Origin of the sequence: Pseudomonas sp. SIMBA_041 (genome assembly GCF_046535095.1) — a bacterium.
Lineage (GTDB): Bacteria > Pseudomonadota > Gammaproteobacteria > Pseudomonadales > Pseudomonadaceae > Aquipseudomonas > Aquipseudomonas mucoides.
Window position 1 is genome coordinate 51,999 of sequence record NZ_JAWRXJ010000002.1, and the last position, 25,060, is coordinate 77,058.

Genomic DNA, 25,060 nt, shown 5'->3' on the forward strand with positions numbered 1-25,060 from the left:
GACTTGCATGCAAGGCTCACGACGGGCCATACCGCCGTGGTTTCTTATTGTGTCTTAACGCTTCTTGCGGTTGGCGATGTGAATGGCGCCGCCATTCACTGCCAGAGCAGCTTCGTGCAAGGCTTCAGACAGGGTCGGATGGGAGAAAACCATCATGCCCAGGTCTTCAGCGCTGGTGCCGAATTCCATACCGATCGCGCCCTGCTGAACCAGTTCTGCAGCGCTCGGGCCAATCACGTGGACGCCCAATACGCGATCAGTCTTGGCATCGGCGATGACTTTGACGAAACCGCCGGTATCGTTGGCTGCCATGGCACGGCCACTGGCTGCGAACGGGAAGGTGCCAACGTTAACTTCAACGCCTTCAGCCTTCAAGGCCTGCTCGGTTTTACCCACCCACGCGATTTCCGGGTGAGTATAAATAACCGAAGGGATCAAATCATAGTTCATCTGGGCTTTGTGGCCCTTGATGCGCTCGACGACCATGATGCCCTCTTCCGAGGCCTTGTGTGCCAGCATCATGCCGCGAACCACGTCCCCGATGGCGTAGACGCCCGGTACGGTGGTGGCGCAGTGATCATCAACGTGCACGAAACCGCGCTCGTCCAGGGTCACGCCGCAATCAGCGGACAGCAGATCAGTGGTCACCGGACGGCGACCAACGGCTACGATCAGCTTGTCGAACGTGATGTTCTGTTCGCCGTTGGCATCGGTGTAGTTCACAACGACTTCGTCGCCGTTCACTTTGGAACCGGTCACGCGAGCGCCCAGCTTGATGTCCAGACCCTGTTTGGTCAGGGTTTTCAGCGCTTCCTTGGAAACGGCAGCGTCAGCGGCCATCAGGAAGGTGTCCAGCGCTTCAAGAACGGTCACTTCTGCGCCCAGACGGGACCAGACCGAACCCAGTTCCAGACCGATCACGCCAGCGCCGATCACGCCCAGACGCTTAGGTACGGACTGGAATTCCAGCGCGCCAGTCGAATCGACGATCACATTCTGGTCAACCGGAGCGGGTGGAATGTCGATCGGACGCGAACCTGGAGCCAGAATCACGTTCTCGGCTTCAATGATTTCTACCGAACCGTCAGGCTTGGTGACTTCGACTTTCTTGCCAGCCAGCAGTTTGCCGTGGCCCTGGATCGAGGTCACGCCGTTAGCCTTGAACAGGGTGGCAACACCCGAAGTCAGGCCTTTGACGATGTTGGCTTTACGGCCGACCATTGCTGGCACGTCCATGGTCACGCCAGCGTGGTTGATACCGTGGATCGCGAAGCCGTCTTGGGCTTCGTGGAACTTCCAGGAGCTGTCCAGCAGCGCCTTGGATGGAATGCAGCCGACGTTCAGGCAAGTACCGCCGAGGGCCAGTTTGCCCTCTTTGTCGGTGTACTTCTCGATGCAGGCGGTGGTGAGACCCAGCTGAGCTGCTTTGATGGCAGCTACGTAGCCGCCAGGGCCCGCGCCGATCACTACTACGTCAAATTTCTGCGACATTCAAAAAATCCTCTTTAGCGAAAAGCTTCAAGCCGCAAGCTACAAGCCAAACTGCCATTTCTTGCAGCTTGAAGCTTGCAGCTCGCGGCTGCTTCTATCAGATATCCAGCAACAAACGAGCCGGGTCTTCCAGCAGGTTCTTGATGGTAACCAGGAAGGTCACAGCTTCTTTGCCATCGATCAGACGGTGATCGTAGGACAGAGCCAGGTACATCATCGGACGGATAACGACCTGACCGTTGATCGCCATCGGACGCTGCAGAATGTTGTGCATGCCCAGGATAGCCGCTTGCGGCGGGTTGACGATCGGGGTCGACATCATCGAACCGAAGGTACCACCGTTGGTGATGGTGAACGTGCCGCCGGTCATTTCGTCCATCGACAGTTTGCCATCACGGGCTTTCTTGCCGAAGGTAGCGATGCCGCCTTCGATTTCAGCCAGGCTCATCAGTTCGGCGTTACGCAGAACCGGTACAACCAGACCACGGTCGCTGGAAACAGCAACACCAACGTCGGCGTAGCCGTGGTAAACGATGTCAGCACCGTCGATCGACGCGTTGACAGCCGGGAAGCGTTTCAGCGCTTCGGTGGCCGCTTTCACGAAGAACGACATGAAGCCCAGGCGTACGCCGTTGTGGGACTTCTCGAACAGGTCCTTGTACTTCGAACGCAGGGCCATGACTTCGGTCATGTCGACTTCGTTGAAAGTGGTCAGCATCGCCATGTTCGACTGAGCTTCTACCAGGCGCTTGGCCACGGTAGCGCGAACGCGGGTCATCGGAACGCGCTTCTCGATGCGGTCGCCAGCGGCGAACACAGGAGCAGCGGCAGCAGGTGCAGCAGCCTTGGCTGGCGCGGCAGCCGGAGCGGCTTTCTTGGCAGCAACCGCTGCAACCACGTCTTCCTTGGTCACACGACCGCCTTTGCCAGTACCGGCAACGGAAGCGATGTTGATGCCGTTTTCTTCAGCCAGCTTGCGAGCAGCCGGTGCAGCAACAGGATCGTCTTCGCCTTCAGCGGCTGGAGCAGCAGCTTGTGCAGCGGCCGGAGCAGCAGCGGCAGCCGGGGCAGCAGCAGCGCCGCCCGCTTCGATGGAGCCCAGGACCTCGTCGGACAGAACGGTGTCGCCTTCGTTCTTGACGATAGCGCCCAGTACGCCGTCAGCAGTCGCCAACACTTCCAGCACAACCTTGTCGGTTTCGATGTCGACGATCAGGTCGTCACGCTTTACAGCGTCGCCCGGCTTTTTGTGCCAGGTGGCAACGGTGCCATCGGCAACCGATTCCGGGAAGGTGGGGGCTTTGATTTCGATAGCCATTATCTGTGGGTCCTTAAATTCGGTTTCAGGTGCGCGAAGGCGTTAAACAGTAAAGGCGTCTTGCAGCAGTTTTTCCTGCTGCTCAGCGTGCATCGACGCATAACCACAAGCAGGTGCAGCAGAAGCCTCACGGCCCGCGTACTCGAGTACGAGAGACTTGTTGAGATTGCTGATGCTACGACGCAAGTGGTGTTGGCTGCAGTACCAGGCACCCTGGTTCATCGGCTCTTCCTGACACCAGACGGCATGTTTGGCGTTGGTGTAAGGAGCCAGGACTTCTTTCAAGTCGTCCTCAGGGAATGGGTACAGCTGCTCGATACGCACGATGGCGATGTCGTCACGACCTTCGGCACGGCGTTTTTCCAGCAGGTCGTAGTAGACCTTGCCGCTACACAGAACAATGCGCTCGACCTTGGACGGGTCCAGGGCGTCGATTTCCGGGATCACGGTCTGGAACGAACCTTCGGCCAGATCTTCCAGGGTCGAAATAGCCAGTTTGTGACGCAGCAGCGACTTCGGAGTCAGAACGATCAATGGCTTGCGCAGCGGGCGAATCACCTGACGGCGCAGCAAGTGGTAGATCTGAGCCGGCGTGGTCGGTACGGCTACCTGAATGTTGTGCTCGGCGCACAGTTGCAGGTAACGCTCCAGACGAGCCGACGAGTGCTCCGGCCCCTGACCTTCATAACCGTGCGGCAGCAGCATGGTCAGACCGCAGAGACGGCCCCACTTGTGCTCGCCACTGGTGATGAACTGGTCGATAACCACCTGGGCACCGTTGGCGAAGTCGCCGAACTGGGCTTCCCAGATCACCAGCGCCTCAGGCGTGGTGGTCGAGTAACCGTATTCGAACGCCAGCACGGCTTCTTCGGACAGGAACGAATCGTACAGGTCGAAACGTGGCTGGCCCTTGTACAGGTTTTGCAGCGGGATGTAGGTGCCCGCGTCTTTCTGGTTGTGCAAGACAGCGTGACGGTGCGAGAACGTACCGCGACCGATGTCCTGACCCGTCATGCGAATCGGGTGACCTTCGAACGCCAGGGTCGCGTACGCCATGGTTTCGGCGTAACCCCAGTTGATCGGCAGGCCGCCGGCTTGCATTTTCTGACGGTCTTCGTAGATTTTCGAGACCTGGCGCTGAACCACGAAGCCTTCCGGAATTTCCAGCAGCTTGGCGGACAGTTCCTGCAAGGTTTTCAGATCGAAACGCGTGTCGTGACGCGCGGTCCAGGCGTGGCCCAGATACGGACGCCAGTCCACGAACAACTCTTTGTTCGGCTCTTTGACCAGGCTTTTTACCACGTGCAGACCGTTGTCCAGCGCATTGCGGTATTCGTCGACTTTCGCCTGAACACGCTCAACGTCCAGCACGCCGGCCTGGGTCAGACGATCGGCATACAGCTCACGGGTGGTGCGCTGTTTGGTGATCTGCTGATACATGATTGGCTGGGTGCCACTTGGCTCGTCGGCCTCGTTGTGGCCACGACGACGGTAGCAGACCAGGTCGATCACCACGTCACGCTTGAATTGCATGCGGTAGTCGATGGCCAGCTGGGTCACGAACAATACGGCTTCCGGATCATCACCATTCACATGGAGGATCGGCGCCTGGATCATTTTCGCAACGTCGGTCGCGTACTCGGTGGAGCGCGAGTCCAGCGGGTTGCTGATGGTGAAACCCACCTGGTTGTTGATCACGATGTGAACAGTACCGCCGGTCTTGAAACCACGGGTCTGCGACATCTGGAAGGTTTCCATGACCACGCCCTGACCTGCGAATGCAGCGTCACCGTGGATGGAGATCGGCAGAACCTTCTCACCGGTAGGGTCGTTACGACGATCCTGACGGGCGCGAACCGAACCTTCAACCACCGGGGAAACGATTTCCAGGTGGGACGGGTTGAACGCCATGGCCAGGTGAACTTCACCGCCGGCGGTCATCACGTTGGACGAGAAGCCCTGGTGGTATTTAACGTCACCGGAACCCAGCTCGACCTTCTTCTTGCCTTCGAACTCGTCGAACAGCTCGCGCGGGTTCTTGCCGAAGGTGTTGACCAATACGTTCAGACGACCACGGTGGGCCATGCCGATGACGATTTCCTTGGTGCCGTAGGAACCGGAACGCTGGATCAACTCGTCGAGCATTGGAATCAGGCTCTCGCCGCCTTCCAGGCCGAAACGCTTGGTACCCGGGTATTTGGTGCCCAGGTATTTTTCCAGACCTTCGCCGGCGGTGACGCGCTCGAGCAAGTGGCTCTTGATGTCGGCGGAGTAAGTCGGACGGCCGCGTACGCTTTCCAGACGCTGCTGGAACCACTGGCGCTGCTCGGAATCGGTGATATGCGTAAATTCAGCGCCGATGGTGCGGCAATATGTCTGCTGCAACGCTTCGTGAATTTCGCGTAGGCTCGCCTCCTCTTTGCCGATGAACAGGTCGCCGGCACGGTAGGTCGTATCAAGATCGGCATTGGTCAAGCCGTAATGATTGATTGACAGGTCTGCAGGTGCAGGACGCTGCCACAGCCCCAGCGGATCAAGCTGGGCTGCCTGGTGGCCACGCATACGGTAGGCCTGGATCAATCGCAGCACTTCAACTTGCTTCTTCTCGTGCTCACTGCTCACGCTGCCGGCGGAAACCGGTTGTGCGCGGCGCTGGTTCTTTGCCAGCAAGACGAAATGATCGCGAATTGTGGAGTGCGAAACATCGGTGGCAGTGTTGCCGTCAGCCGGCAACTTCTGGAAGTAGGTGCGCCACTCTTCTGGCACAGCGTTAGGGTCGTGCAGGTAGAGCTCGTAGAGCTCTTCCACATAGGCAGCGTTACTACCGGATAGGTAGGCGCTGTTCCACATGCGCTGCATCACGCTTTCTTGCATGCTTGGTCACCCTCGGTTAGGGGAACACCACCGGCGTCGACACCGAGCAAACTTGCAGAAGTCCGAATGCAGCGACCAAAACAAGCCACTTAGGATCACGCTGATAGTCCGGGTACCAGCCCGGATGCCCCTGCTTGTCTCATTTCTTCAAAATAAGAGCCGCAGCTTTATGGGCTGCTGCTCAGGTTAAGACTACGGCGCCGGTTGAAGCCTGCGCCGTAGCATCTTCGGTACAACGGTCTTGCAGTTACAGCAGCTGAATCACACGCCGCTTTGCAGCAGCATGTTACGTACGTGACCGATGGCCTTAGTCGGGTTCAGGCCTTTCGGACAGACGTTGACGCAGTTCATGATCCCGCGGCAGCGGAATACGCTGAACGGGTCATCCAGCGAAGCCAGACGCTCGGCAGTCTTGGTGTCGCGGCTGTCGGCCAGGAAGCGATACGCTTGCAGCAGAGCAGCTGGACCCAGGAACTTGTCCGGGTTCCACCAGAAGGACGGGCAAGAAGTCGAGCAGCAAGCGCACAGGATGCACTCGTACAGACCGTCAAGCTTTTCACGCTCTTCTGGGGTCTGCAGACGTTCGATGGCCGGAGCCGGCGTGTCGTTCTGCAGGTATGGCTTAACCTTCTCGTATTGCTTGTAGAAGATGCTCATATCGACGACCAGGTCACGGATAACCGGCAAACCTGGCAGCGGACGAACGATCAGCTTGTTACCTTTTACGACAGAAGACAGCGGCGTGACGCAGGCCAGACCGTTTTTGCCGTTGATGTTCATGCCGTCGGAACCGCAAACACCTTCACGGCAAGAGCGACGATAGGAGAAACCTTCGTCCTGCTCTTTGATCAGGGCCAGCACGTCCAGCACCATCAGGTCTTTACCACCGGTATCGACCTGGAATTCCTGCATGAACGGCGCGGCGTCCTGATCAGGGTTGTAGCGATAAACACTGACTTGCAACATGGCGGCCACCCTTAATAAGTCCGAATCTTAGGTTCAAAAGTCGGAACAGTCTTCGGCGAGAAGTTCACAGCACGCTTGGTTACGCGCTTGTCACCCGGGAAGTACAGGGTGTGGCACAGCCAGTTTTCGTCGTCGCGGTCTTCGTAGTCTTCACGGGCGTGAGCGCCGCGGGACTCTTTGCGGATCTCTGCAGCGATGGCAGTAGCTTCGGCCACTTCCAGCAGGTTCTGCAGTTCCAGCGCTTCGATACGAGCGGTGTTGAACGCCTGGCTCTTGTCGTTGATCTTGACGTTGGCGATACGGCCACGCAGGTCAGCGAGCTGGGCGATACCCTTCTGCATGTATTCGCCGGTACGGAACACACCGAAGTAGTTCTGCATGCAGCTTTGCAGTTCTTTACGCAGGGTAGCGACGTCTTCACCTTCGGTACGCGAGTTCAGGCCATCGAGACGCGCCAGGGCTGCGTCGATGTCGGACTGGCGAGGGCGAGCGTAGTCGACGCCTTCTTTCAGGGTCTGCTCCAGGAACAGGCCGGCGGCACGACCGAATACCACCAGGTCGAGCAGCGAGTTGCCGCCCAGACGGTTGGCACCGTGAACCGATACGCACGCCACTTCGCCTACAGCGAACAGGCCAGGAATGATCTGGTCCTTGCCGTCAGCGTCTTGAGTGATTGCCTGGCCATGAATGTTGGTGGCCACGCCGCCCATCATATAGTGGCAGGTTGGAACGACCGGAATCGGCGCCACGGCTGGATCGACGTGGGCGAAGGTCTTGGACAGTTCCATGATGCCTGGCAGACGGCTGTGCAGAACTTCTTCACCGAGGTGATCGAGTTTCAGCATTACGTGGTCGCCATCCGGACCGCAACCGTTGCCGGCGATGATTTCTTTAACCATCGAACGGGCAACAACGTCACGACCTGCAAGGTCTTTGGCGTTCGGAGCATAACGCTCCATGAAACGCTCGCCGTGCTTGTTGATCAGGTAACCGCCTTCACCGCGGCAGCCTTCAGTCACCAGTACACCGGCGCCGGCGATGCCGGTTGGGTGGAACTGCCACATTTCGATGTCTTGTACCGGCACGCCAGCACGCAGAGCCATGCCGACGCCGTCACCGGTGTTGATCAGGGCGTTGGTGGTGGACGAGTAGATACGGCCTGCACCGCCAGTCGCCAGAACGGTGGCGTTAGCGCGGACGTAGGAGGTTTCGCCGGTTTCGATGCAGATGACGATCATGCCGACAAAGGCACCGTCTTCGTTCTTCACCAGGTCGACGCCGTAGTATTCGTTGAGGAATACGGTGCCGGCCTTCAGGTTGGCCTGGTACAGGGTGTGCAGCAGCGCGTGACCGGTACGGTCAGCAGCGGCGCACGTACGGGCAGCCTGGCCACCTTTACCGAAGTCTTTCGACTGACCGCCGAACGGACGCTGATAGATGCGACCCTGTTCGGTACGGGAGAACGGCAGCCCCATGTGCTCGAGCTCGAACACCGCTTCCGGGCCTACGGAACACATGTATTCGATAGCGTCCTGGTCACCGATATAGTCGGAACCCTTGACGGTATCGTACATGTGCCAGCGCCAGTCATCGTTCGGATCTGCCGAGGCGATGGCGCAGGTGATGCCACCCTGGGCGGATACAGTGTGCGAACGAGTCGGGAAAACCTTGGTAACGACGGCAGTCTTGTGACCACCTTGTGCCAGCTGCAGCGCAGCGCGCATGCCAGCACCGCCGCCGCCAATGATGATGGCGTCGAACGAAAGCGTATTAACTGTAGTAGACATGAATCAGATACCCCAAAGAATCTGCACACCCCAGACGAAGTACGCGAACATCGCGACGCCGCATACTGCCTGGAAGAGGAAACGTATCGCAGTCGCGGACTTGCCGAACGCCATTGGCGTCAGGTAGTCGGTCGCGATGGTCCACATGCCGACCCAGGCGTGAGCGCCAAGGGCAACGAGGGCCAGGAGACTGAAAATACGCATCCAGTTGCTTGCGAACAGTTCATGCCATTGGGCGTAGCCGATGCCTGGATGGGCAACGACGTATCCGATCAGGAAAATGAAATAAGCCGCGAGAACGACCGCAGACACACGTTGTGCCATCCAGTCATAGAGGCCCGAACGCGACAGGTTCGTGACGTTAGTTACCATATCCAAACTCCTGCCAGAACGATTACCACCACGGAAACGGCGATAACGATTTTCGAGCCCAGTTTGCCGCCTTCAAGCGACTCGCCGATGCCCATGTCCATGATCAAATGGCGCACACCGGCTACCAGGTGATACAGCAAGGCGGACAGGATTCCCCAAATCACTAGCTTGGCTAGCGGACTGGTCAGACACGCTTTCACCTGACCGAAGCCTTCCTCGGAGCTCAGCGACTTGTCCAATGCATAAAGCATGATGGCCAGGCTGACAAAGAGGATGACACCGGAGATTCGGTGAAGAATGGACGTGTAAGCAGTGACTGGGAGTTTGATGGTCCTTAGGTCTAGGTTTACAGGTCGTTGGCTATTCACGGCTTTTTTTCACACTGAAGAGCCCCTAACAATCAGGGCAAAGTTGTTGGGGAGTGCACTGGTCAGGTACCCACCACCCAGGGAGTGCGACCCCCAATAAAGCAGGCCCAAAAGCCCCTGGCGGTCGGAGGCCGAGTATAGACAGTTAGGCTACTAATGACAACGCGTTCACCTTCCCCTAATAGCTGATTGCACAAGTTGGATAAAAGGCGTAAATGGCAGTCAATTTCGAGGAAAAAGTCCGGTTAAAGCCTTCTGGAGCAAGACTTTAGGCAAATTGACATTCGAATTTATCTCACTATAGTGGTGCGGGCCCTGCGTGGGGGGTCTGTCTGATGATTTCAAGCATAAATAGGAGGCCACATGGCTGACAAAAAAGCGCAGTTGATCATCGAGGGCGCAGCCCCCGTCGAGCTGCCCATTTTAACCGGCACCGTTGGTCCCGATGTTATCGATGTTCGGGGCCTGACGGCCACGGGCCGTTTCACCTTTGACCCTGGTTTCATGTCGACAGCTTCCTGCGAGTCGAAGATCACCTATATCGACGGCGACAACGGCATTCTGTTGCACCGCGGCTACCCGATCGAACAGCTGGCTGAAAAGTCGGACTACCTGGAAACCTGCTATCTGCTGCTCAACGGCGAACTGCCGACCGCAGAACAGAAGGCCCAGTTCGTCAGCACCGTGAAGAACCACACCATGGTTCACGAGCAGCTGAAGACCTTCTTCAACGGCTTCCGTCGCGACGCCCACCCAATGGCCGTCATGTGCGGCGTAGTCGGCGCCCTCTCGGCCTTCTACCACGACTCCCTCGACATCAATAACCCGCAGCATCGCGAAATCTCCGCGATCCGCCTGGTTGCCAAGATGCCGACCCTGGCAGCGATGGTTTACAAGTACTCCATGGGTCAACCCATGATGTACCCGCGCAACGACCTGACGTACGCGGAAAACTTCCTGCACATGATGTTCAACACCCCGTGCGAGATCAAACCGATCAGCCCGGTGCTCGCCAAGGCCATGGACCGGATCTTCATCCTCCATGCCGACCACGAGCAAAACGCATCGACCTCTACCGTTCGTCTGGCCGGCTCTTCGGGAGCCAACCCGTTCGCCTGTATCGCCGCCGGCATCGCTGCGCTGTGGGGCCCTGCCCACGGCGGTGCGAACGAAGCCGTTCTGACCATGCTCGATGAAATTGGCGATGTCTCGAACATCGACAAGTACATCGCCAAGGCCAAGGACAAGAACGATCCGTTCAAACTGATGGGCTTCGGTCACCGGGTTTACAAAAACCGCGATCCACGCGCTACCGTCATGAAGCAGACCTGCGACGAAGTGTTGAAGGAACTGGGCATCAAGAACGACAAGCAACTCGAACTGGCCATGCGCCTGGAAGAGATCGCCCTGACCGACCCGTACTTCATCGAACGCTCGCTGTACCCGAACGTCGACTTCTACTCGGGGATCATCCTCAAGGCGATCGGCATTCCAACCAGCATGTTCACCGTGATCTTCGCGCTGGCGCGGACTGTCGGCTGGATCTCCCACTGGAAAGAAATGCTCTCCAGCCCGTACAAGATTGGCCGCCCGCGCCAGCTGTACACCGGCTACGAGTCGCGTGACATCACCAAGCTGGAAGACCGCAAATAAGACCTGTCTTGCGATAACGTCTTAAGCTGCACCGGAAACGGCCTCTATTTATATAGAGGCCGTTTTTGTTTGTGCCTGCACTATCGCCATCGCGAGCAGGCTCACTCCTACAGGAGTTAGGTGTCGTACACACATCCCCTGTAGGAGCGAGCCTGCTCGCGAAGGTGTCAGCCCTGACACCACGCCTCCCAACCTGGGGACAAACAAAAATGCCCCGATCTCTCGACCGGGGCATTTCTGTTTAACGCAACTTACATAACCCAACTTGAAGCCTTAGTGGGAAACCGCCCCGCTCGACCCCAACCCTGTCTGCGAACGCACAAACTGAGGGAAGAACAGCGCGCGCTCGTTATCAGCCGCGGTCGACTTGTCAGTGATCGAGAAGAACCAGATCCCGACAAAGGCAATCGCCATCGAGAACAACGCCGGGTATTCATACGGGAAGATAGCCTTCTCGTGATGCAGGATCTGCACCCAGATGGTTGGCCCGAGCACCATCAAACCGACGGCACTCACCAGACCCAACCAGCCACCAATCATCGCACCGCGAGTGGTCAGCTTCTTCCAGTACATGGAAAGCAGCAGCACCGGGAAGTTGCAGCTCGCCGCGATGGAGAACGCCAGGCCCACCATGAACGCGATGTTCTGGCTTTCGAACAGAATGCCCAGGCCAATCGCCAACACGCCCAGGGCGATGGTGGTGATCTTCGAAACGCGGATTTCATCCTTGTCGTTAGCCTTGCCCTTCTTGATCACACTGGCGTACAGGTCGTGAGACACCGCCGTAGCACCTGCCAGCGTCAGGCCAGCCACGACCGCCAGGATGGTTGCAAACGCGACCGCCGAGATGAAGCCCAGGAAAATACTGCCACCCACCGCGTTGGCCAGGTGCACCGCCGCCATGTTGTTGCCGCCCAACAGCGCGCCCGCCGCATCTTTGAAGGCCGGGTTGGTGCTGACCAGCAGGATCGCGCCGAAGCCGATGATGAAGGTCAGGATGTAGAAGTAACCAATGAAGCCGGTTGCATACAGCACGCTCTTGCGCGCTTCTTTTGCGTCACTCACGGTGAAGAAGCGCATCAGAATGTGCGGCAGGCCAGCGGTACCGAACATCAATGCCAAGCCCAGGGAGAACGCCGAGATCGGGTCTTTCACCAGACCGCCGGGGCTCATGATCGCCTCACCTTTAGGGTGAACCTTGATCGCCTCGGAAAACAGCATGTTGAAGTCGAAGTTGACGTGCTTCATCACCATCAGCGCCATGAACGAGGCACCGGACAGCAACAGCACAGCCTTGATGATCTGCACCCAGGTGGTCGCCAGCATGCCGCCGAACAACACATACATGCACATCAGGATACCGACCAGGATCACCGCAACGTAGTAGTCGAGACCGAACAGCAGCTGGATCAGCTTGCCGGCACCGACCATTTGCGCAATCAGGTAGAACGCCACCACCACCAGCGAACCACACGCGGACAGCGTGCGGATTTGGGTTTGCCCAAGGCGGTAGGACGCCACGTCGGCAAAGGTGTATTTGCCCAGGTTGCGCAGGCGTTCGGCGATCAGGAACAGAATGATCGGCCAGCCCACCAGGAAGCCGATCGAGTAGATCAGGCCATCGTAGCCGGAGGTGAACACCAGGGCGGAAATACCCAGGAAGGACGCCGCGGACATGTAGTCACCGGCAATCGCCAGACCGTTCTGGAAACCGGTGATCTTGCCGCCCGCCGCATAGTAGTCAGCGGCCGAGTTGTTGCGCTTGGAAGCCCAATAAGTGATGCACAGGGTCAAGCCGACAAACGCCACGAACATCAGGATCGCGGAAACGTTGAGCGGTTGTTTGTGCACTTCACCCGTCAGGGCTTCAGCCGCCCACGCACCCGGCGCAAACGCCGCAATGCTCAATAGAGCCATCAGACGCCGGATCATTGCTGAGCCTCCTTGAGAATCGCATTGTTCAGGTCGTCGAATTCGCCATTGGCGCGTCGTACGTAGATTGCAGTCAGGATAAAGGCCGAGAGAATCAGCCCGACACCAATCGGTATCCCCCAGGTAATCGAAGACTCAGGGCCGATTTTCGCCCCCAGCACATGCGGCCCGTAAGCAATCAAAAGAATGAATCCGGAGTAAAGCCCAAGCATGATCGCCGAAAGAATCCAGGCGAACTTTTCTCGCTTGCTAACCAGCTCCTTGAAGCGCGGGCTGTTTTGAATCGAGAGGTAAATGCTGTCGTTCATTGTTTTTATCCTCGCAGCACAGATTAAAGTTGGAACGTTATCCACTCTATGCGGCTGCGGAACAGGTTCCAGACGACCTTAGTATTAGAACGACATGACAGAATCGCCATTTTCCAGCAGACACGCCCGCAGAGAAACGCAAAAGGCCGCTTGGCGGTGATGCCAAGCGGCCTTCAGAGGTGCTGACCAGACACGTCAGCTCAAATTATTTGGTCCACTCGGCCACACGCTCCGGGTGTTTGGCTACCCAATCTTTCGCCGCGGCTTCCGGCTTGGCGCCATCCTGGATCGCCAACATGACCTCGCCGATTTCGTCTTTCGACGCCCACTGGAAGTTCTTCAGGAACTTGGCCACTTCCGGTGCCTTGGTGGCGAGTTCTTTGCTGCCGATGCTGTTTACAGTTTCAGCAGCGCCATAAACGCCTTTCGGATCGTCGAGGAAGCGCAGTTTCCACTTCGCGAACATCCAGTGCGGCACCCAACCGGTCACGGCAATGGATTCGTTTTTCTTCTCGGCACGGGTCAGCTCGGCAATCATGCCGGCGCCGGAACTGGCCTTGAGTTGATACCCGGTCAGATCGTAATCCTTGATGGCCTGTTCGGTCTTGAGCATCACGCCTGAACCGGCGTCGATGCCGACGATGCGTTTTTTGAAGCTGTCGTCGGTTTTCAGATCGTCGATGGTCTTGGCTTTGACGTACTCAGGCACGATCAAACCGATTTTTGCATCTTTGAAGTTCGGACCGTAATCGACGACCTGGTCCTTGTTCTTGGCCCAGTATTCACCGTGCGTCACTGGCAGCCAGGCCGACAGCATGGCGTCGAGTTTGCCGGTGGCCACGCCTTGCCACATGATCCCGGTGGCGACGGCTTGCAGCTTAACGTCATAACCGAGTTTCTGTTTGATCACTTCGGCCGCTACGTGAGTGGTCGCGACGCTGTCGGACCAACCGTCAACGTAACCGATGCTCAGGGTCTTGCTCTCGGCGCTGGCCATGGTGGAGCCAATCGCAAGCACCAGAGCGGCACCTGCGCCTAAAAGTCGTCGCATCTTCATCGTTACTTCCCCGAAAGTGCTGCGCTCGACGGATGCCGAGTCGCGTCAACGTATTGTTATGGTGCACAGCGCCCCCATCACGCCCACCGCAAACTCGTCCGACCATCAGCGTGATTTATCTATGGGTGCACTGATGCGTCGATCATCAACCTGACGACAACCGCGACCTGCTCTGTCAGCGACCTCAAGGCATCGAGAAACGACATCAGAACGCCATTAATCTTGAGCAGCGGAAACGCTCCGGCCAGTCCGCCCGAACTTTGCATGTCAAAATTATGCAGGTCTCCTGACCCGGGACAAATGCAGGTAACATGCGCGGCTTTGCTCCCAGACGGCCTGACCATGCCCGCGACATCACGCTTTCCTTTTTTTGCTTATCTATTCGCCTGTCTTCTGGGGTTGTTTGCCTTCGGCGGCTTCTGGTACGGCCTCGGCAAACCGGTGATCCTGCCGGACGTGGCCAGCGCGACGCACAAGCTGCAATGTGCCTCCTACACCCCGTTCGACAAGGATCAATCGCCGTTCGATCAGCCGTTCAAATTGCGCCCCGAGCGCATGGACGCCGACCTCGCACTGCTGGCGAAAAGCTTCGAATGCATCCGCACCTACTCCATGACCGGCCTGGAGGCGCTGCCTGATCTGGCGCGCAAGCATGGTTTGAAGTTGATGATCGGTGCCTGGGTCAACAGCAACCCGGTCGATACCGAGAAAGAAGTCGACCTGTTGATCGCCTCGGCAAATGCCAACGCTGACGTGGTGACCGCCGTCATCGTCGGCAACGAGACCTTGCTGCGCAAAGAGGTCACCGGCGCGCAACTGGCCAAGCTTATTAACAAGGTCAAAAGCCAGGTCAAACAGCCTGTCACTTACGCCGACGTCTGGGAGTTCTGGCTCAAGCACCCGGAAATCGCCCCGGCAGTGGATTTCCTGACCATCCATTTGCTGCCGTACTGGGAAGATGATCCCTCGAACATCGACGCAGCCCTGCAACATGTGGCGGAAGTGCGTCAGGTGTTCGGCAACAAATTCGCGCCCAAGGACGTGATGATTGGCGAAACCGGCTGGCCGAGCGAAGGCCGTCAACGTGAAACCGCCCTGCCGAGCCGGGTCAATGAAGCCAAGTTCATTCGTTCTTTTGTGATCATGGCCGAGCAACAAGGCTGGCACTACAACTTGATCGAAGCGTTTGACCAGCCGTGGAAGCGTGCCAGCGAAGGTGCGGTCGGCGGTTACTGGGGGCTGTTTGACGCGGATCGTCAGGACAAAGGCGTGCTGGCCGGACCGGTGTCGAACGTGCCGTACTGGTCGCAATGGCTGGCCGTGGGCGGCGTAATCTTTCTCGTGACGCTGATGCTCGGTGGCCGCGTTCGCAGCACTCGCGCGGCGCTGGTGCTACCACTGCTCGGCGCATTGGCGGCGTGCTCGATTGGCGCCTGGGGTGACCTGGCTCGCGTCACCACGCGGTTTGCCAGCGAATGGTTGTGGGTGGCGCTGCTGACGGCGTTGAACCTGTTAGTGCTGGCCCACGCCGCGCTGACGTTGAGCGCTCGCACCGGTTGGCGTGAGCAGGCATTCAATATGCTGGAACGTCAGGCGGGCTGGTTGCTCGCGACGGCGGGGTTCGCCGCAGCGGTGATGATGCTGGAACTGGTATTCGATCCGCGTTATCGCAGCTTCCCGAGCGTGGCATTCATCCTGCCGGCACTGGTTTACCTGTGCCGTCCGGTGAGCGTGCCACGTCGGGAGATTGCATTGCTGACCTTCATCATTGGTGCAGGCATTGCGCCGCAACTGTACCGTGAAGGCTTGCAGAACCAGCAGGCCTGGGGCTGGGCGCTGGTGAGTGTGTTGATGGTTGCGGCGTTGTGGCGCAGCTTGCGGGTTCGCAAGGCTTAATCTTCAGAGAAGCTACTGGCCCATCGCGGGCAAGCCACGCTTCCACAGGGTTTTCTGTCGTATACAAATGCTGTATTCGCCGGAGAACCCTGTGGGAGCGTGGCTTGCCCGCGATGACCATTAATCAGGCGCTACGAGACGCCCGGACCAACCGAAGCCCCGCAATCACCACCGCAAAAACCGCCAAAGTCGTGTTGTACAACGCCAACGCCGGAAACCCGAACACCAGCGCCAGCACCGCCAGCCACCACCCGGCCCGGCCCGGAAGGACGAAGCCGAGCACCGCCGCCGCAATCGCCGCCCAACCCAACACGGCGAAGTGAATCATCAAGCCCAGGTTCGAACGAACCCCACATTCCCAACGGCTCGCCTCGTCCACGCAGATGCCGACCCACTGCGCATCCTCCATGAAGCCATAACGCGCGCCGTAACTGGCGGCCAGCCATAACGGCAGCAAAACGAGCAGTAAAACCACGGGCAGACGGCGGGACATGAAACACTCCAATAAGCGAAAACGGCGGCCAGCTTAATCCCCCGCCAGCGGGATGCAAACGCGGGTAACAGAAAACTGGTAACGAAATGGCTGCAAAGTGTATCGTCCAGCGACTATTATCCGGAAATACGCCTCTTTGGTGCCGCTGCGTGGCACTTTGGCGCAACACCGATGGTCATAGCCTGCGAACTTCATTCGGCACCTTCCTCTAAGGGATCTAGTCATGCTCCGCTTCTTGCGCTTCGCCGCCCTCTTTGGCGGCCTTATTTTGAGTGCGTCCGCACTGGCGGTCGATATCGACGCCGCCAGCTATGGCTACCCCTTGAGCAATCCGTTCGAGGCGACCATCGCCACGACGCCTCCGGACCTGCGTCCGAAATTGCCGCTGGACGAGGACATCAATCAGAGCGACCGCAGCATCACGCTGCGCCCGGAGCGTGCATTCGAACTGCCAGACAATTTCTGGCCTGTGAAGAAGCTCACCTATCGCATCGCCACACAAGACAAAGCCGCACCGCTGATCTTCCTGATTGCCGGTACCGGCGCGCGCTATGACAGCAGCCTCAACGAGTACCTGAAAAAGCTCTACTACCAGGCCGGCTACCACGTGGTGCAACTGTCGTCGCCGACCAGTTTCGACTTCATCAGCGCCGCTTCACGCTTCGCCACACCGGGCATCACCAAGGAAGACGCCGAAGACATGTACCGGGTGATGCAGGCCGTGCGGGCACAAAACCCGAAAGTGCCGGTCACCGACTACTACCTGACCGGCTACAGCCTCGGTGCACTGGACGCAGCCTTCGTTGCGCACCTGGACGAGACCCGCCGCAGCTTCAACTTCAAGAAAGTCCTGCTGCTCAACCCGCCGGTGAACCTGTACACCTCGATCACCAACCTGGACAAGCTGGTCCAGACCGAGGTCAAGGGCATCACCAGCAGCACCACGTTCTATGAGCTGGTACTGAACAAACTGACCCGCTACTTCCAGCAAAAAGGCTACATCGACCTCAACGATGCCCTGCTCTATGACTTCCAGCAGTCCAAGCAGCACCTGACCAACGAACAGATGGCCATGCTGATCGGCACCTCGTTCCGCTTCTCGGCGGCCGACATTGCCTTCACCTCGGACCTGATCAACCGTCGCGGCCTGATCACCCCGCCGAAATTCCCGATCACCGAAGGCACCAGCCTCACGCCGTTCCTCAAGCGTGCGCTGCAGTGCGACTTCGACTGCTACATCACCGAACAGGTCATCCCGATGTGGCGCGCCCGCACCGACGGCGGCAGCCTGCTGCAACTGATCGACCAGGTCAGTCTTTATGCACTCAAGGACTACCTGCACGACAGCCCGAAAATCGCTGTGATGCACAACGCCGACGACGTGATCCTGGGCCCTGGCGACCTCGGTTTCCTGCGCAAGACCTTCGGCGATCGCTTGACCGTTTATCCACTCGGCGGCCATTGCGGCAACCTTAACTACCGCGTCAACAGCGACGCCATGCTGGAGTTCTTCCGTGGCTAAATATCTCCTGCTAATCGCTGCGTTACTCTGTGCAGGCGTCGCCAATGCCGACAACAGCAAGGCCAACGCCCCCGTCGTGATCGACAATGACGGCTTCAAGGAGCCGTTGAGCAAACTCAAGTTCAACCCGGGGCTGGACCAGCGCGAGTTCGAACGCTCGACACTCAACGCACTGGCCGTCTATGACCCGCTGGAAGAATGGAACCGCCGGGTGTACCACTTCAACTACCGCTTCGACCAATGGGTGTTCCTGCCCGTAGTCGATGGCTATCGCTACGTCACGCCAAGCTTCCTGCGTACCGGCGTGAGCAACTTCTTCAACAACCTCGGCGACGTGCCGAACCTGGTGAACAGCCTGCTGCAGCTCAAGGGCAAGCGTTCGATGGAAACCTCGGCGCGCCTGCTGCTCAACACCACCATCGGCATCGCTGGCCTGTGGGACCCAGCCACCGCCATGGGCCTGCCGCGCCAGAGCGAAGATTTCGGTCAGACACTTGGCTTCTACGGTGTACCCGGCGGTGCCTACTTCGTCCTGCCGATCCTCGGCCCGTCGAACATCCGCGACACCGGTGGCCTGGCGGTCGACTTCACCGTCGAGTCGGAGATCAACTACCTGAACGTCTCTGAAGTCAGCTCCAACCATCCGGAAGTCTGGATCCTGCGCGGCATCGATAAACGCAACCAGACCAACTTCCGTTATGGCCAGCTGAACTCGCCATTCGAGTACGAAAAAGTGCGGTTCGTGTACACCGAGGCGCGCAAGTTGCAGATCGCCGAGTAAATCCGGCGGCAACAAAAAAGGCCATTCGATGCGAGTCGAATGGCCTTTTTACATTCCCGCCACACCACAAATCCCCTGTAGGAGTGAGCCTGCTCGCGATGAGGTCAGCACAGTCAAAATCTCTACTGACTGACCCAGCGCTATCGCGAGCAGGCTCACTCCTACAGTTGGACAGCGTTTGGCTTTAGCCTTTCAGCGCTTTCCAGACCTTGCTGGCAACCATCACGCCCGCCAACACCACCGCACCCGCGACAATCCCCGCCACCGCGTTCAGCAACGTCGGCACGATAAACTCGGCACCGCCCGCCCCGGCGCTGACGCTTTCGATCCAGTGATGAACCACCGGCACGCCGTGGGTCAGGATCCCGCCACCGACCAGGAACATCGCCGCCGTACCGATCACCGACAGGCTTTTCATCATGTAAGGCGCGGCTCGCAAAATGCCGCCGCCGATGCTTTTCGCCATCTGCCCAGGCTTTTGGGTCAGCCACAAACCGAGGTCGTCGAGTTTGACGATGCCCGCCACCAGGCCATACACGCCGATGGTCATGACAATGGCAATGCCCGAGAGCACGATCACTTGCTGGGTCAGTGAGGCATCTGCCACGGTGCCGAGGGTGATGGCGATGATTTCTGCCGACAGGATGAAATCGGTGCGTACCGCGCCTTTGATCTTGTCCTGTTCGAACGCCACCAGATCGACCGCCGGATCAGCGACAGCCTCGACCAGTTCCGCATGTTCGGCCTGGTCTTTAGCCTTGCTGTGCAGGAATTTGTGCGCGAGCTTCTCGAAACCTTCGAAACACAGGTAAGCGCCGCCGACCATCAACAACGGCGTCACCAGCCACGGAATGAACGCGCTGATGGCCAAGGCCGACGGCACCAGGATCAGTTTGTTGCGAAACGAGCCCTTGGCCACGGCCCAGACCACCGGGATTTCCCGCTCGGCCCGCACGCCGCTGACCTGCTGGGCGTTGAGCGCCAGATCGTCGCCGAGCACACCGGCGGTCTTCTTGGCGGCCATTTTGGTCATCAATGCCACATCGTCGAGTACCGCGGCGATGTCATCGATCAGCACCAGCAAACTGCTTCCTGCCATGAATCAGGTTTCCTTCTTGAATGAATGCTGCGCAGCATAGCGCGGCCGAGTGCCACACGGGGCATTCTTGAGCGCCGCGCGAGGCCGGTGATACCATGCGCAACCGCCAGAACAGGCAAGGAACCCCCTGGTTTATGAGCACTATCCGCGAGCGCAACAAAGAACTGATCCTGCGTGCCGCCAGTGAAGAATTTGCCGACAAGGGCTTCGCTGCGACCAAAACCAGTGACATCGCAGCCAAGGCGGGATTGCCCAAGCCCAACGTCTACTACTACTTCAAATCCAAGGAAAACCTCTACCGCGAGGTCCTGGAAAGTATCATCGAGCCGATTCTGCAGGCCTCGACACCATTCAATCCTGAAGGCGAGCCCAGCGAAGTACTGAGCGGCTACATTCGCTCGAAAATTCGCATCTCCCGCGACTTGCCGTTCGCCTCGAAAGTGTTCGCCAGCGAAATCATGCACGGCGCCCCGCACCTGAGCGCCGACCTGGTGGAACAGCTCAACAGCCAGGCCAAGCACAACATCGACTGCATCCAGACCTGGATCGACCGCGGCCAGATCGCCGCCATCGACCCCAACCACCTGATGTTCAGCATCTGGGCCGCGACCCAGACCTATGCCGACTTTGACTGGCAAATCACGGCGATTACTGGCAAGGCCAAGCTGGATGAGGCCGATTATGAGGCGGCAGCGCAGACGATCATTCGGTTGGTGTTGAAGGGGTGTGAGCCGGACTGACCACCGCGCTGCGGCCATCGCTGGCAAGCCAGCTCCCACAGAGTTTTGCGTCGTTCACACTATTTGTGTCCAACGCAAAAACTTGTAGGAGCTGGCTTGCCAGCGATGGAGGCAACTCAGTGTCAGATCAAATCCAAATGGCATCCCAAAGCGGATAGTCGCCAATCTATTCGACCAACCCCGCCCGTAATGGGTTAGCCACCACATATCGCGCCATTTTCACCAGATCCTCTTCCCGCCGCAGTGCCCGGTCGTGATAACCCTGCTGCCAAAGCGGTCCTTTCCTGTTGATGGAAATATTCACTTCTCGCGCAATCAATGACTTGGTTTCGCGCATCAGTTTTTTGAACGAACAATTTTCCAGTTCGACCAACCAGTAAAATGATCAGGCATGACAACCCAAGCCAGTGAGTTCGCTAATTCGAGTTCTTGCGCCCGCCGAAATTGATGAGCCACCAATCTGCCCAAAGCGAAATCGGCAAAGATCGGGGCTCGATCAAGTGTGTTGGTGGTCAGTAGATAGATTCTATTGGGCTCGGCATAGCGGCCGGCTCGCAGGCGATGTGATGCGGGAAGATCAGGCAATCCATTGCCCCTTCACGATGAGTTCATCAGAAGGCTAGACCTCAGTGATCCATCTGGCTGGTTGGGTCTTTTTCTTGATGTGTCCGTCAGGCCACCATCGCTGGCAAGCCAGCTCCCACAGTGGTTGGTATCGTTCAAAAATCTTTGTTCAACACAAAACCTTGTGGGAGCTGGCTTGCCAGCGGTGACTATCGATCAGGCGCGAGAAATCAGGAAGCCACCCCTGCATCCGCCTTCAACTCCAACGCCTCCACCGCCTTAATAGCCACCTGCTCATCGATATCCGACAGATCGCCGCTAATCCCGATTGCTCCCAGCACATTCCCCGCCTGATCCCGAATCAACACACCGCCCGGTGCCGGCACGACGCTGCCCTGGCCCATGCTATTGAGCGCGGCAATAAAGGCCGGGCGTTGTTGGGCGTCGAGTGCCAGAAGGCGTGAGCCCTTGCCCAGGGCGATGGCGCCCCAGGCTTTGCCGATGGCGATATTCGGGCGCAGCAGGCTGGCGCCGTCTTCGCGTTGCAGTGTAATCAGGTGGCCGCCGGTATCGAGTACCGCGACGGTCAGCGGCGCGGCGTTGATGCCCCGCCCTGCATTGATGGCTTCGTTGACCAGTTTGACTGCAACTTTCAAGGTTAAAGCGCTCATGGTGCCGTCCTCATTTTGTTTTTCGGAAAGGCGTTGGGCTGCGCCGTTGTGCCGCAGGCCGATGCAACAAATAGAACACAATGAGTTATTTATTTGTATACAATAATTATCGAAAAGCGCCACATGCGACGAAAAGCCACACTAGATAAGGCTTTCGACGAATGAAACGGTCGCTTGAGAAAATGGATTGACCTGCGCCGTCCGCCGTGAATACACTCTGCGCAAAGCCACTTGTATACAATTACAAAACGTAAGAGGCACAAAACCATGAGCAAAATGAGAGCAATCGAAGCCGCCGTTCTGGTGATGCGCCGTGAAGGGGTTGATACCGCTTTTGGCATCCCGGGCGCCGCGATCAACCCGCTGTACTCCGCCTTGCAGAAGGTCGGTGGCATCGATCACGTCCTCGCTCGCCACGTTGAAGGCGCCTCGCACATGGCCGAGGGTTACACCCGCACCAAGGCTGGCAACATCGGCGTGTGCATCGGTACCTCCGGCCCTGCCGGTACGGACATGGTCACCGGGCTCTACAGCGCCTCGGCCGACTCGATCCCGATTCTCTGCATTACCGGCCAGGCCCCCCGCGCCCGTATGCACAAGGAAGACTTCCAGGCCGTCGACATCACCACCATCGTCAAGCCAGTGACCAAGTGGGCAACCACCGTCATGGAACCGGGCCAGGTGCCTTACGCGTTCCAGAAAGCCTTCTACGAAATGCGCTCCGGCCGCCCAGGCCCGGTGCTGATCGACCTGCCGTTCGACGTGCAGATGGCGGAAATCGAATTCGATATCGACGCTTACCAACCGCTGCCGCTGGCTAAGCCCACCGCTAACCGCGTGCAAATCGAGAAGGCCCTGGCCATGCTCGATCAGGCTGAGCGTCCATTGCTGGTGGCCGGTGGTGGCATCATCAATGCCGACGCCAGCGACTTGCTGGTCGAGTTCGCCGAGCTGACCGGCATCCCCGTCATTCCGACCCTGATGGGCTGGGGCACCATTCCGGACGATCACCCTTTGATGGTCGGCATGGTCGGCCTGCAAACCTCGCACCGCTACGGCAATGCGACGATGCTCAAATCCGACGTGGTGCTGGGCGTGGGTAACCGTTGGGCCAACCGTCACACCGGTTCGATCGACGTCTACACCGAAGGCCGCAAGTTCATTCACGTTGATATCGAACCGACCCAGATCGGCCGCGTGTTCAACCCGGACCTGGGCATCGTCTCCGACGCCGCGGCCGCACTGACCGTGTTCATCGAAGTCGCCCGTGAATGGCAAGCCGCCGGCAAGCTGAAAAACCGCAGCGCCTGGCTGCAAGACTGCCAGCAACGCAAAGCCAGCCTGCAGCGCAAAACGCACTTCGACAATGTGCCGGTCAAGCCGCAGCGCGTTTACGAAGAGATGAACCAGGTGTTCGGCAAAGACACGTGCTACGTCAGCACCATCGGTCTGTCGCAGATTGCCGGCGCGCAGTTCCTGCACGTCTACAAGCCGCGTCACTGGATCAACTGCGGCCAGGCCGGCCCGTTGGGCTGGACCATTCCGGCGGCACTGGGCGTGGTCAAGGCTGATCCGACCCGCAAGGTCGTGGCGCTGTCGGGCGACTATGATTTTCAGTTCATGATCGAAGAGTTGGCGGTGGGCGCGCAGTTCAAGCTGCCGTACATCCACGTTGTGGTCAACAATTCGTACCTGGGGCTGATTCGTCAGGCCCAGCGCGGTTTCGACATGGACTACTGCGTGCAGCTGTCCTTCGATAACCTGAACGCTCCGGAACTCAATGGTTACGGTGTCGATCACGTCGCGGTCGCCGAAGGCCTCGGCTGCAAGGCATTGCGTGTGTTTGAACCGGGTCAGATCCAGCCTGCCCTGCGCAAGGCCCAGGAACTGATCGAAGAGTTCAAGGTGCCGGTGATTGTCGAGATTATTCTGGAGCGTGTGACCAACATTTCCATGGGCACCGAGATCAACGCCGTCAACGAATTCGAAGATCTGGCGCTGGTCGGCAACGACGCACCGACGGCGATTTCGTTGCTTGATTAACTGCTGATCGTTCCCACTGTGGGAGCGCGCCTGTGTGGCGAGGGAGCTTGCTCCCGCTGGGTCGCGAAGCGGCCCCAAAAGCTTTGCGACTGCTTCGCAGCCGAGCGGGAGCAAGCTCCCTCGCCACACAGGCTCGCACCCACAGGGGCCTGCACATATTTACGGGAGACCACCATGCCGCGTTTCGCAGCCAACCTGTCCATGCTGTTCACTGAGCAGGATTTTCTTGCCCGTTTTGAAGCGGCCGCCAAGGCCGGTTTCAGTGGTGTCGAGTACCTGTTCCCTTACGATTTCAGCTCCGCCGAGATCAAGGCCAAGCTCGATGCCAACGGTCTGACCCAGGTGCTGTTCAACCTGCCGGCCGGTGACTGGGCCAAGGGCGAACGCGGTATCGCGTGCCTGCCGGACCGCGTTGAAGAATTCCGCGCCGGTGTCACCCTGGCTATCGCCTACGCGCAAGTGCTGGGCAACACCCAGGTCAACTGCCTGGCCGGTATTCGTCCACAAGGTGTCGACGATGCCACCGTGGAAAAAACCTTCGTCGCCAACCTCAAGTACGCGGCCGACAAGCTGCAAGCGGCGGGTATCAAACTGGTGATGGAAGCGATTAACACCCGCGACATCCCGGGCTTCTACCTGAACAACACGGCGCAAGCCCTGTCGATCCGCGAACAAGTGGGCAGCGCCAACCTGTTCCTGCAATACGACATCTACCACATGCAAATCATGGAGGGCGACCTGGCCCGAACCATGGCTGCGCACCTGGGCGAGATCAACCATATCCAGTTGGCCGACAACCCAGGACGCAACGAACCGGGCACCGGTGAAATCAACTACCGCTTCCTGTTCGAACACCTGGACCGCATCGGTTATCAGGGTTGGGTTGGCTGCGAATACAAGCCGCTGACCACGACCGAAGCGGGCCTGGGCTGGTTGAAAACCCATAACGCGATCTGAACGAACAACACAAAACTCTGTGGGAGCGGGCTTGCCCACGATGGCGGCAGCACACAAAACAAATAGCTTGCCTGACCCACCGCCATCGCTGGCAAGTCGAATCGTCGCACCGCAGCTCCCACAATGAATCTGCTGCGTCTCTAAGACTGCATTGCAGCATCGAAATAA

20 protein-coding genes and 1 pseudogene are annotated in these 25,060 nt (G+C 58.4%); 7 read left to right on the forward strand and 14 right to left on the reverse strand.

Annotated features, from left to right (window positions below; genetic code table 11):
• Positions 1–54 precede the first annotated feature (54 nt).
• The 7 genes from lpdA to sdhC all read right to left on the reverse strand — a co-directional run bounded on the left by lpdA (position 55) and on the right by sdhC (position 9,176).
• Positions 55–1,491 carry a dihydrolipoyl dehydrogenase gene (lpdA, locus tag SB725_RS03925; protein ID WP_027922417.1) on the reverse strand — a complete coding sequence of 479 codons (1,437 nt, stop codon included), beginning with the start codon at positions 1,489–1,491 and terminating at the stop codon, positions 55–57.
• 97 nt (positions 1,492–1,588) lie between these two features.
• Positions 1,589–2,809 (reverse strand): 2-oxoglutarate dehydrogenase complex dihydrolipoyllysine-residue succinyltransferase, encoded by a 1,221-nt coding sequence (odhB, locus tag SB725_RS03930; protein ID WP_010456848.1) that lies wholly within the window; start codon positions 2,807–2,809, stop codon positions 1,589–1,591.
• 42 nt (positions 2,810–2,851) lie between these two features.
• Positions 2,852–5,683 (reverse strand): 2-oxoglutarate dehydrogenase E1 component, encoded by a 2,832-nt coding sequence (locus SB725_RS03935; protein WP_027922416.1) that lies wholly within the window; start codon positions 5,681–5,683, stop codon positions 2,852–2,854.
• Positions 5,684–5,944: 261 nt separating this feature from the next.
• On the reverse strand, positions 5,945–6,649 hold the full coding sequence (locus SB725_RS03940; protein ID WP_010456852.1) for a succinate dehydrogenase iron-sulfur subunit: 705 nt from the start codon (positions 6,647–6,649) through the stop codon (positions 5,945–5,947).
• Between the two features lie 11 nt (positions 6,650–6,660).
• Positions 6,661–8,436: a succinate dehydrogenase flavoprotein subunit gene (gene sdhA, locus SB725_RS03945; protein WP_027922415.1), complete on the reverse strand. Its 1,776-nt coding sequence runs from the start codon at positions 8,434–8,436 to the stop codon at positions 6,661–6,663.
• A gap of 3 nt (positions 8,437–8,439) precedes the next feature.
• Positions 8,440–8,808, reverse strand: a complete 369-nt coding sequence (sdhD, locus tag SB725_RS03950) for a succinate dehydrogenase, hydrophobic membrane anchor protein (protein ID WP_027922414.1) — start codon at positions 8,806–8,808, stop codon at positions 8,440–8,442.
• Positions 8,802–9,176 carry a succinate dehydrogenase, cytochrome b556 subunit gene (sdhC, locus tag SB725_RS03955; RefSeq protein WP_027922413.1) on the reverse strand — a complete coding sequence of 125 codons (375 nt, stop codon included), beginning with the start codon at positions 9,174–9,176 and terminating at the stop codon, positions 8,802–8,804. Before sdhC ends, sdhD begins: the two co-directional genes overlap by 7 nt.
• A 363-nt stretch (positions 9,177–9,539) precedes the next feature.
• Between sdhC and gltA the strand changes: the two genes are divergently transcribed.
• On the forward strand, positions 9,540–10,829 hold the full coding sequence (gene gltA / locus SB725_RS03960) for a citrate synthase (RefSeq protein WP_007945132.1): 1,290 nt from the start codon (positions 9,540–9,542) through the stop codon (positions 10,827–10,829).
• Between the two features lie 273 nt (positions 10,830–11,102).
• On the opposite strand, the gene SB725_RS03965 is transcribed toward gltA, so the two are convergent.
• The 3 genes from SB725_RS03965 to SB725_RS03975 form a co-directional block, all read right to left on the reverse strand.
• Positions 11,103–12,761: a cation acetate symporter gene (locus tag SB725_RS03965; RefSeq protein WP_027922412.1), complete on the reverse strand. Its 1,659-nt coding sequence runs from the start codon at positions 12,759–12,761 to the stop codon at positions 11,103–11,105.
• On the reverse strand, positions 12,758–13,069 hold the full coding sequence (locus SB725_RS03970) for a DUF485 domain-containing protein (RefSeq protein ID WP_027922411.1): 312 nt from the start codon (positions 13,067–13,069) through the stop codon (positions 12,758–12,760). Before SB725_RS03970 ends, SB725_RS03965 begins: the two co-directional genes overlap by 4 nt.
• 205 nt (positions 13,070–13,274) lie before the next feature.
• Positions 13,275–14,126: a glycine betaine ABC transporter substrate-binding protein gene (locus SB725_RS03975; RefSeq protein ID WP_027922410.1), complete on the reverse strand. Its 852-nt coding sequence runs from the start codon at positions 14,124–14,126 to the stop codon at positions 13,275–13,277.
• 300 nt (positions 14,127–14,426) lie between these two features.
• Between SB725_RS03975 and SB725_RS03980 the strand changes: the two genes are divergently transcribed.
• Positions 14,427–16,022 carry a beta-1,6-glucan synthase gene (locus tag SB725_RS03980; protein WP_027922409.1) on the forward strand — a complete coding sequence of 532 codons (1,596 nt, stop codon included), beginning with the start codon at positions 14,427–14,429 and terminating at the stop codon, positions 16,020–16,022.
• Positions 16,023–16,146: 124 nt separating this feature from the next.
• Here the strand turns inward: SB725_RS03980 and SB725_RS03985 are convergent, their stop codons facing one another.
• Positions 16,147–16,515 carry a hypothetical protein gene (locus SB725_RS03985; RefSeq protein ID WP_027922408.1) on the reverse strand — a complete coding sequence of 123 codons (369 nt, stop codon included), beginning with the start codon at positions 16,513–16,515 and terminating at the stop codon, positions 16,147–16,149.
• A 223-nt stretch (positions 16,516–16,738) separates the two neighbouring features.
• On the opposite strand from SB725_RS03985, the gene SB725_RS03990 reads away from it, so the two are divergent.
• Positions 16,739–18,037 (forward strand): serine/threonine protein kinase, encoded by a 1,299-nt coding sequence (locus SB725_RS03990; protein ID WP_027922407.1) that lies wholly within the window; start codon positions 16,739–16,741, stop codon positions 18,035–18,037.
• Positions 18,030–18,818 (forward strand): VacJ family lipoprotein, encoded by a 789-nt coding sequence (locus SB725_RS03995; protein ID WP_027922406.1) that lies wholly within the window; start codon positions 18,030–18,032, stop codon positions 18,816–18,818. The genes SB725_RS03990 and SB725_RS03995 overlap by 8 nt, the downstream gene beginning before the upstream one ends.
• Positions 18,819–19,002: 184 nt before the next feature.
• Here SB725_RS03995 and SB725_RS04000 read toward each other — a convergent pair whose 3' ends face one another.
• Positions 19,003–19,917: a DUF808 domain-containing protein gene (locus SB725_RS04000; RefSeq protein WP_410921310.1), complete on the reverse strand. Its 915-nt coding sequence runs from the start codon at positions 19,915–19,917 to the stop codon at positions 19,003–19,005.
• Between the two features lie 134 nt (positions 19,918–20,051).
• On the opposite strand from SB725_RS04000, the gene SB725_RS04005 reads away from it, so the two are divergent.
• Positions 20,052–20,657, forward strand: coding sequence for a TetR/AcrR family transcriptional regulator (locus tag SB725_RS04005; RefSeq protein WP_027922404.1), 606 nt, complete (start codon positions 20,052–20,054; stop codon positions 20,655–20,657).
• Positions 20,658–20,823: 166 nt separating this feature from the next.
• Here SB725_RS04005 and SB725_RS04010 read toward each other — a convergent pair.
• Positions 20,824–21,242, reverse strand: a pseudogene (locus SB725_RS04010) (REP-associated tyrosine transposase).
• 209 nt (positions 21,243–21,451) lie between these two features.
• Complete coding sequence (locus tag SB725_RS04015) at positions 21,452–21,892, reverse strand: GlcG/HbpS family heme-binding protein (protein ID WP_027922402.1); 441 nt, start codon at positions 21,890–21,892, stop codon at positions 21,452–21,454.
• Positions 21,893–22,159: 267 nt separating this feature from the next.
• On the opposite strand from SB725_RS04015, the gene gcl reads away from it, so the two are divergent.
• Positions 22,160–23,935, forward strand: a complete 1,776-nt coding sequence (gene gcl, locus SB725_RS04020) for a glyoxylate carboligase (protein WP_027922401.1) — start codon at positions 22,160–22,162, stop codon at positions 23,933–23,935.
• A gap of 174 nt (positions 23,936–24,109) precedes the next feature.
• On the forward strand, positions 24,110–24,892 hold the full coding sequence (gene hyi, locus SB725_RS04025) for a hydroxypyruvate isomerase (protein WP_027922400.1): 783 nt from the start codon (positions 24,110–24,112) through the stop codon (positions 24,890–24,892).
• The last annotated feature ends 168 nt before the right edge of the window (positions 24,893–25,060 follow it).

What these genes read in the sequence shown, in the direction of transcription:
- lpdA (WP_027922417.1), bottom strand. Translation starts at nt 1,491, where the DNA reads ATGTCGCAGAAATTTGACGTAGTAGTGATCGGCGCGGGCCCTGGCGGC.
- odhB (WP_010456848.1), bottom strand. Translation starts at nt 2,809, where the DNA reads ATGGCTATCGAAATCAAAGCCCCCACCTTCCCGGAATCGGTTGCCGAT.
- SB725_RS03935 (WP_027922416.1), bottom strand. Translation starts at nt 5,683, where the DNA reads ATGCAAGAAAGCGTGATGCAGCGCATGTGGAACAGCGCCTACCTATCC.
- SB725_RS03940 (WP_010456852.1), bottom strand. Translation starts at nt 6,649, where the DNA reads ATGTTGCAAGTCAGTGTTTATCGCTACAACCCTGATCAGGACGCCGCG.
- sdhA (WP_027922415.1), bottom strand. Translation starts at nt 8,436, where the DNA reads ATGTCTACTACAGTTAATACGCTTTCGTTCGACGCCATCATCATTGGC.
- sdhD (WP_027922414.1), bottom strand. Translation starts at nt 8,808, where the DNA reads ATGGTAACTAACGTCACGAACCTGTCGCGTTCGGGCCTCTATGACTGG.
- gltA (WP_007945132.1), top strand. Translation starts at nt 9,540, where the DNA reads ATGGCTGACAAAAAAGCGCAGTTGATCATCGAGGGCGCAGCCCCCGTC.
- SB725_RS03965 (WP_027922412.1), bottom strand. Translation starts at nt 12,761, where the DNA reads ATGATCCGGCGTCTGATGGCTCTATTGAGCATTGCGGCGTTTGCGCCG.
- SB725_RS03970 (WP_027922411.1), bottom strand. Translation starts at nt 13,069, where the DNA reads ATGAACGACAGCATTTACCTCTCGATTCAAAACAGCCCGCGCTTCAAG.
- SB725_RS03975 (WP_027922410.1), bottom strand. Translation starts at nt 14,126, where the DNA reads ATGAAGATGCGACGACTTTTAGGCGCAGGTGCCGCTCTGGTGCTTGCG.
- SB725_RS03980 (WP_027922409.1), top strand. Translation starts at nt 14,427, where the DNA reads ATGCAGGTAACATGCGCGGCTTTGCTCCCAGACGGCCTGACCATGCCC.
- SB725_RS03985 (WP_027922408.1), bottom strand. Translation starts at nt 16,515, where the DNA reads ATGTCCCGCCGTCTGCCCGTGGTTTTACTGCTCGTTTTGCTGCCGTTA.
- SB725_RS03990 (WP_027922407.1), top strand. Translation starts at nt 16,739, where the DNA reads ATGCTCCGCTTCTTGCGCTTCGCCGCCCTCTTTGGCGGCCTTATTTTG.
- SB725_RS04000 (WP_410921310.1), bottom strand. Translation starts at nt 19,917, where the DNA reads ATGGCAGGAAGCAGTTTGCTGGTGCTGATCGATGACATCGCCGCGGTA.
- SB725_RS04005 (WP_027922404.1), top strand. Translation starts at nt 20,052, where the DNA reads ATGAGCACTATCCGCGAGCGCAACAAAGAACTGATCCTGCGTGCCGCC.
- SB725_RS04015 (WP_027922402.1), bottom strand. Translation starts at nt 21,892, where the DNA reads ATGAGCGCTTTAACCTTGAAAGTTGCAGTCAAACTGGTCAACGAAGCC.
- gcl (WP_027922401.1), top strand. Translation starts at nt 22,160, where the DNA reads ATGAGCAAAATGAGAGCAATCGAAGCCGCCGTTCTGGTGATGCGCCGT.
- hyi (WP_027922400.1), top strand. Translation starts at nt 24,110, where the DNA reads ATGCCGCGTTTCGCAGCCAACCTGTCCATGCTGTTCACTGAGCAGGAT.